This is a genomic window from Providencia sp. PROV122 (assembly GCF_028482365.1).
Classification (GTDB): domain Bacteria; phylum Pseudomonadota; class Gammaproteobacteria; order Enterobacterales; family Enterobacteriaceae; genus Providencia; species Providencia stuartii.
In genome coordinates this window covers 1-6,697 of sequence record NZ_JAMPQI010000058.1, presented here as the reverse complement: position 1 = coordinate 6,697, position 6,697 = coordinate 1, and the positions used below count along the sequence as shown (strand labels likewise).

Annotated in this window: 7 protein-coding genes and 1 pseudogene; 2 read left to right on the top strand and 6 right to left on the bottom strand. The window is 36.8% G+C overall.

Annotated elements, in window-relative coordinates; all coding sequences use genetic code 11:
• The 3 genes and pseudogenes from PSE69_RS19490 to PSE69_RS19480 all read right to left on the bottom strand — a co-directional run.
• On the bottom strand, nt 1-379 hold a 379-nt coding region (locus PSE69_RS19490), incomplete at its 3' end, for a winged helix-turn-helix domain-containing protein (RefSeq protein WP_272675334.1).
• 147 nt (nt 380-526) lie between these two features.
• A pseudogene (locus tag PSE69_RS19485) lies at nt 527-703 on the bottom strand (type I restriction-modification system subunit M); the annotation flags it as partial.
• A 27-nt stretch (nt 704-730) separates the two neighbouring features.
• Nucleotides 731-1,027, bottom strand: coding sequence for a winged helix-turn-helix domain-containing protein (locus PSE69_RS19480; RefSeq protein ID WP_442958719.1), 297 nt, complete (start codon nt 1,025-1,027; stop codon nt 731-733).
• Between the two features lie 38 nt (nt 1,028-1,065).
• Here PSE69_RS19480 and PSE69_RS19475 point away from each other — a divergent pair.
• Nucleotides 1,066-2,216 (top strand): IS3 family transposase gene (locus PSE69_RS19475; RefSeq protein WP_163761944.1). Its coding sequence is split into 2 segments (ribosomal slippage): nt 1,066-1,342 and nt 1,342-2,216, totalling 1,152 coding nucleotides; the frame shifts between segments, so codons are not numbered across the junction.
• 45 nt (nt 2,217-2,261) lie between these two features.
• Here PSE69_RS19475 and mcrC read toward each other — a convergent pair.
• The 3 genes from mcrC to PSE69_RS19460 form a co-directional block, all read right to left on the bottom strand.
• A complete protein-coding gene (gene mcrC / locus PSE69_RS19470) occupies nt 2,262-3,473 on the bottom strand; it encodes a 5-methylcytosine-specific restriction endonuclease system specificity protein McrC (RefSeq protein WP_272675333.1) in 1,212 nt (403 codons plus the stop codon).
• A gap of 251 nt (nt 3,474-3,724) precedes the next feature.
• Nucleotides 3,725-3,955 (bottom strand): helix-turn-helix transcriptional regulator, encoded by a 231-nt coding sequence (locus PSE69_RS19465; protein ID WP_104872957.1) that lies wholly within the window; start codon nt 3,953-3,955, stop codon nt 3,725-3,727.
• Between the two features lie 100 nt (nt 3,956-4,055).
• Nucleotides 4,056-4,637, bottom strand: coding sequence for an inovirus Gp2 family protein (locus PSE69_RS19460; protein WP_272675332.1), 582 nt, complete (start codon nt 4,635-4,637; stop codon nt 4,056-4,058).
• A 745-nt stretch (nt 4,638-5,382) separates the two neighbouring features.
• Here PSE69_RS19460 and PSE69_RS19455 point away from each other — a divergent pair.
• A complete protein-coding gene (locus PSE69_RS19455; protein WP_272675331.1) occupies nt 5,383-6,348 on the top strand; it encodes a hypothetical protein in 966 nt (321 codons plus the stop codon).
• The last annotated feature ends 349 nt before the right edge of the window (nt 6,349-6,697 follow it).

The following is a 6,697-nucleotide window of genomic DNA, read 5'->3' as shown; positions in this document are numbered from 1 at the left end:
CCTCTTCATCGAGTAGGACTGCATCGGGGTTGGTTTTGAGTTTTATATCTTTAAAATCAAAAGCTAAGTGCTCAACCTGTTCTTTAGTCAGTGGGAATGGATGATTTTTAATCCACTCTAAACCTTCCTTCGTTAAGCACCATTTTCCTCGTGATAAGCTTTGTGAGAGACCTGCGCGTTTTAGCCTATCATGAGCCCAACCGGCACGGTTTTTATAGACTAACTGGCCGCTTGAAACGAGCTCGGAGCGCTGATTGTCGTCTAATCCTAAGATTTCAGCTGCCCCCTCATGGACATCTTTTGCTGCAACACCTTCCGGATGATGCTTTAAAAAACGTAATATCGGCTCAATAAATTTATCGTAGGTTGGAACGGTCATGGAAACCTTCTATAAGAGATACTTAACATGAATTTCTATACTATGGCATCTAATATTGAGAATGTTAAGTTAAGCCTGAAGGATTATCTTTAATTAAGCGTTCCCAAATGTCATGGCCTTTCATCGATTTTTCTATAGCATTATCAATTTCGCGGCAACGTTACAAAACAACTGACTAGGGTAAAGAAAATAGCCTCTGGTTCTGACGGCATCATCTTTAATCTCATCGGTAATGATGCTGCCATCTAACTTAGCGTAATTAACGCTCTCATCACCTGCTTCGATATAGTTTACAAAGTTCTCACTGATACAGCGGTAGAACAACGCACCGAGAACATATTACTTAAAATCTCATCCATCAATAGAGCCCAGCTTAGCATTTTGCTTGGCTTTATCAGTCAAAGACCAAACGCCTCTTGATGAATTCTCAAGATATCCTGCTTTTTTGAGGTAGGTTCTCGCCCAAGCCAATCGATAACCAACCTCCGTTTGGCTACTTTTTTCAGGGTTGTGCAGAACAGCCAAAGTACCCTCATCAAACTTTTCAAGCTCGACAACTTCTTCGTATATCTCGTCGATACTGCCTGAGCCCCCAAGGTTCACTAATTCCTTTATTAGCGGTTGATCTGCTTTAATTAAACAGGACACTTTAATAATGGAATATAATCCAATTATTGAGGTGTTAAATGAAAAAACGAACAAACAGGTTTTATACTACTGAGTTTAAGCAAGAAGCGGTCGCATTAGTCACCGAACAAGGTTATAGCGTCCCAAAAGCGGCAGCTTCATTAGGGATCACCGATAAATTACTTTATAACTGGAAAGCAAAATTCGACGCTGAACAATCCGGTAGCAGCTTGAATGCCGATGAGAGAGCTGAGCTATTAAGGCTTCGAAAAGAAAATAAAGAACTTAGGATGGAGAAAGAGATCCTAAAAAAAGCCAGCGCCCTCCTGCTAAAGGAAACCAAGTAGCGTTTAAAACGATTAAGCAATTATCTTCACAGTTTCCCGTGCTGAAGCTCTGCAAGTTAATGAAAATAAGTCGTTCTGCCTACTATGCTTGGCTTAAACGCCCAGCAAAATTGATCACCGCAGAACAACTTAGCCTGTACCGCAGAGCCAAAGCTATCTTTGAACAGAGTCGAAATAGCTTAGGTTATAGAACGTTACGTAAACGGTTATGCAAAGAGGGCTTTAGCGTGAGTGCTTATGGCGTTCAAAAGCTAATGGCTCAGCTTGGCCTAGTCGTCACTCAGCGCGTTGCTTACAAAGTCACCACAAAACGCAAACACAGTGATGCCGTAGCCGATAATTTGCTCAATCAAAATTTTAATCCTCACGCACCTAACGAAGTGTGGGCGGGTGATGTGACCTATTTAAAAACGGGGGAAGGCTGGATGTATTTAGCCATCGTGATGGACTTATACTCACGCCGTATTGTGGGTTGGCACATCGATAAACGAATGACGGCAGATTTAGTCAGTAAAGCCTTGATGAAAGCGTATAACTTACGCCAGCCCGAAAAAGGCTTAGTCTTTCATAGTGATAGAGGCTCTCAATATACGAGTAAGCGATATCGCCGCTTGCTAACAAGCTATGGTATTAGGGCAAGCATGGGTGATGTTGGAGCCTGTTGGGATAACGCTGTTGTAGAACGATTTTTTGGCAGTTTAAAACACGATTGGGTACTGAAAATCCCACAGCCGACTCGGAAACAGATGAAAGAAGATGTTATCGCGTATATGCGCTATTACAACCTAGAAAGGCTTCATACTGCCAACGGTGATCTGTCCCCAATTGAGTATGAACAAAATTCCTTAAGAAAAGTGTCCTGATTTAGTTGCGCAGAACAGGTAGCATAAGTTGATCGAATGTGACCATTATTTTTTCTCCTGGAAACTCTTTTGTAAAAGAGCAAGTAGGCGCTCTCTGATTGAAATAGCTGACTCACCTAAATTAACAGTGCAAAACCATATTGGGTGGCCTTGAATTGTTACCATCTCAGCGACTTCTTTATCCACTGTCGGGTGAAGTAACATGCCAATACTTTCAAGTGATTTGGGGTCTGAAGTGTCTTCCTGGCTTCTAAGGTAAGTATACATTTGGTAGATATAACCACTGCGAAGAGTCTGTTCCCTATGCCAACCTTTAGTGGTCACTGAATTGAATTTTGTGTCGATTACCAAACGCTTGTCTGGTGAACGATTATCGATAATGATGTCTGTTTTCATGCTGGGAAGAATTTCGTCTATCCCTGAGCTTTTATCTGATATCTGCCAATCAAACTGTTTGCCAGCCAATACTCGCCACTCTCTTTTATCTAGTGCTACGGCATAGAAACCCGCTACAGCTTTTTCAAACAATTTTCTAAGCCACTCTTTTCGAGTGTCAGGAGCTGTTAGATGAAATTGACCGTCAAACTCTGTGGGTATAGCGAGTGAAAAAGCCAAATCGGCTGCAGCAACCATCTTCTGATCGCTAATATCATGGCGTCCAAATCTTTCCGACTTTCCGCTGTAATTTATTGGCTTTGCCTTGCTCACGCCTAGACGTTCTAAACTCAGCATTAAGGCTCGGCATTTATGTGCAAGAGTTGGTTTAATATTCAGCTTTGATAATCGTTCTAATGCAGATCTAACATAACGATTACGGGGAGTATCTACCGTTAACTCATCAAAGCGACAGCATACCTTACCTTTTTCAAGTAGCCTTTGCCGCTCGGTGGTTAGGGTATCTATGCGTCCACGAACTCGATTGATTACAGCAACTTTCGATTCATACCCATAGCTTAAATTTCGCATCATGCGTTCTTCAACTTGATGGCAGAGAATCTCGGCAACCAAATCTGCTATGTCTTCTGGGTTGTCTTCTAAGTTCTTGATCTTACTGATGACCCGCGGACAGTGCTCTGCGGTCTGAGGATCAGAATGGGTAAACCATGACTCCGTTGGCGTCTTGTGCAGTGTGACGGGCTCACCGCAGTGAGCACAGTAATAGTTTTCTCGTGAATAACTCGGTTCTTGGGTGGCTCCCGCGAAACGATTGTTCTGCGTTAAGGCTAGCGACATTTTGACTTCATGTAATTTAAGCATGGGTGTGCTCCTTCTGTAAAATTTAAACTAAACGTTCTGAGTACCCAACATTCATGATCCACACTCGGCAACCCACCTTGAAACTTAGAAGACCACTGAGCTGTGCCTACATGCGTATCGAGCCAGGTTCGTATGTTTAGGGCGTAGCTTTGCCTAGAGCGCATTCAATCGCACCAGGTGTGGTTGAAATTGAGTTGGTGGGTAATGGGTGGGTATGCTATGGAAAATGCACGGCGACTCGCGCTAGTGCCTTAGGATCCAAGGGCGGAGTTGCCCCCTCTCGATTCATCAATGCGCGCTTGTAGCCACTGTTCTACTTCACTTTTCAGCCATCTTGAGCTGCGTCCCAGTTTAATCGGTTTGGGAAACTCACCGTCTTGAATGAGTTTATAAAACCACTTATCCGTTAATCCTGTCAGATGAGTGATAAATTTAATATCGACTAACTGATCGTCCAGTAAAGATGTTTTCATCGTATTCATTGGGAAACTCCTGTCTTTGAAATAAAAAGGCAGAAGTGATATCGAGATAATTATCGGGATATGACTTCTCAAATCATATCCCCGATATGTAAAAAATTACTTATTGACTACACCCAAAACAACGATAACCATCGTGATAAGGTTTGCTGTAATCTTTAGCAAGATAACTTAATGCTTGCATGGTATTGATATAGGCTTGTTCAAAACCAATTTTTTCTTGTTCTAAGTAATGACAACTGGAAAATTGCACTAATCCTTTCTGAGGGGTATTAAATAATCCTAGCGCACTGTCCCAAGCATTAATAATTAATGCTGCGAGATTATTATCTTGATGATAATAGCCAACGCCATGGTAGATATCTTTATTTAATAATAAGGCAACATGGTAATGTGTTTTCTGATTAATCGGCCCTACTTCTCTTACCCAAACATAATCTACATTAACCCTTAGATTCCGTCCCCATAAATGGCTTTTATTTTTAACGTCAACCATGATCCTTCTTTTTAATGATTCAAAAAAGCGAGTAATCACTTTGGGATCATTTTTGTAATCAATGCCGTTATAAGGAAATCGCAAATCAATTCTAAAAACAGATAATCGTTTAAACTCGCTGAGTGATTTATTGACCATATGACTAATTCTTTGTTGGTAATAAGAATTACAAGTATAATTCGACATCATCTAACCTCTTATATTTAACGGTAATTAGTGTTTCATATAAGATGGTTGATATGTATTTAATTACATTTTATTTTCATTAATCAATAAATATAGGGGATCATCAAACCTATTATTGCTAAAGTATGACTATCGATATAATACTCTATAACTATTCATTTAATCACTCTACATAAAGACTATGTAGAGTGATTAAACTCATTAATTAATATATTAAATATATATATTACCATACCAACATGATTGAATGTCATCACTTTAAATATTTTCATGGATAAGGTGCTTTAACTTTAAGTTTTTATAATTTTCTTACTCTGAAGTTACCTTAGAATGTCTAATCAATATTCGTAAAAATATTAATTTTAATAAGGTAGATGCTTTCTCTTTGAGCCATGTTTCGGTTATGTATTCAAAATTTAGGTCATCAATCTAATGGGGGTTAGTGTCAATTGTTAGAAATTTCTCAGTTTTTCAAATGCTCGACGTTTGGCTAAAAAATAATTTTCAACGGATTAGATACATAACCCATATAAAATATCTATAGAATAATTTGTTTGGATTAACAAAGTACTAAGCTCAATGTTTAAGTGCTATAAATGTTATTTATCAGTTAGATAGAAAGAAATGATTTGTCTCAATGTATAGTCATTAAGTGGACAATAAACATTCGTAACTGAGTCGAGAGGTAGACAGGAGTACGACAAGATTGTATTATTTTTAATGTTTAAATTTAATAAAGGGTAATGAAATGGAAGAAAATAATGCAATGAAAGAGTTTTATTCAAAATTAAAAAGTGAATCGAGTTCTAATTTTATTAAGTTTTTCACTAATAACTTGATAAATGATGTTAAATTATTTCATGAGATTCCTTACTCTCCAATCATAAATGTCGAGAAAAATAAAGAGTATTATCTTAATGAGTTTAAAAAATTAGTTGGCTATAAATCATTCTCAAACGTAACAATAGAAAAGCTTGAATCTGTTTATAATAAATCAAAAGATGAATTCATATCTGAAGAAGAGATAAACTGGTTAAATAAAGATATTAGATTTGTACATTATATTTGGGCGAGAATTATCTTAATAGATTATAACTTTAATGGGATAAAATTAAGTTCTAATTTAATATCTGCAATACAGATGTCAACATCAAGTAAAGAAAAAAACGCCTCTATTATAAATTTTATATATGATTCTTATCAAATTACACGTAGTGTTAAACTTTTCTTTATTAATCAATGGATAAATGAATATAATCAACAATTAAGATTTGTTAATATTCCACGTTGGATTTTTGAAAAAGAAGAAACCACTATGGACTGGGTTTGGGGTTACCTTTCAAAAGCGAATGACAATCCTGATTACGCGATCAACTCATTTTGTACCTTGAGTCAATTACAGTCTATTTTTGACATTTCTTACAAAAGTATAAAAAAAGAAAGGTACTTAGTTTTGATCGCTATTTTATTGTTATGGGGGGCAAGCTTATTACAAAAAAAATATTTAATACAAAATATGAGAAAAGCCTATTTACAAAACAAGCTTAGATCGGAGAGAGTAAATCAATCAGCATTAAGTTGTTATATAGAAAAAGATAAAAAAAATATGCTAGTTGATATGGCTGAATATTTTGAGTTACCTTTAAATAAAATGATAGAAGCATTGATTGAGGGTAAATATAAAGAAATTTTTCAAGATGAAAATGTTATTTAAAATGCAAGTTTAATTCAGTTTTTGCTTTCATTAATTTGAAGGCAAAACTTATTATTTTTTATGTAGACTAGTTCATTGTCAGTTTTGGTAAGCGCTCATTTTATTTCATTATTTTTTACTTCTATATCACCCTCATGAAACTCTTATAACGATAATCAATTTTAAATATAAAGATTCATAACGTCCCCGTTTTTAATAATGACATACTTTGACCTGACTATTTATCAATTTCATTGAAAATAATTTTTTACGCGACATACCCTGTCCGGTCGGTTTGTTACGCTGTTGGCTCCTTAATTCATTGGAATCAACATTATGCCAAAATACCGTATTGACCCTGATTTAGCCT

Excerpts from the sequence above, each read along its gene's own strand:
- PSE69_RS19455 (WP_272675331.1), top strand. The coding sequence starts at position 5,383 with ATGGAAGAAAATAATGCAATGAAAGAGTTTTATTCAAAATTAAAAAGT.
- mcrC (WP_272675333.1), bottom strand. The coding sequence starts at position 3,473 with ATGCTTAAATTACATGAAGTCAAAATGTCGCTAGCCTTAACGCAGAAC.
- PSE69_RS19460 (WP_272675332.1), bottom strand. The coding sequence starts at position 4,637 with ATGATGTCGAATTATACTTGTAATTCTTATTACCAACAAAGAATTAGT.
- PSE69_RS19465 (WP_104872957.1), bottom strand. The coding sequence starts at position 3,955 with ATGAATACGATGAAAACATCTTTACTGGACGATCAGTTAGTCGATATT.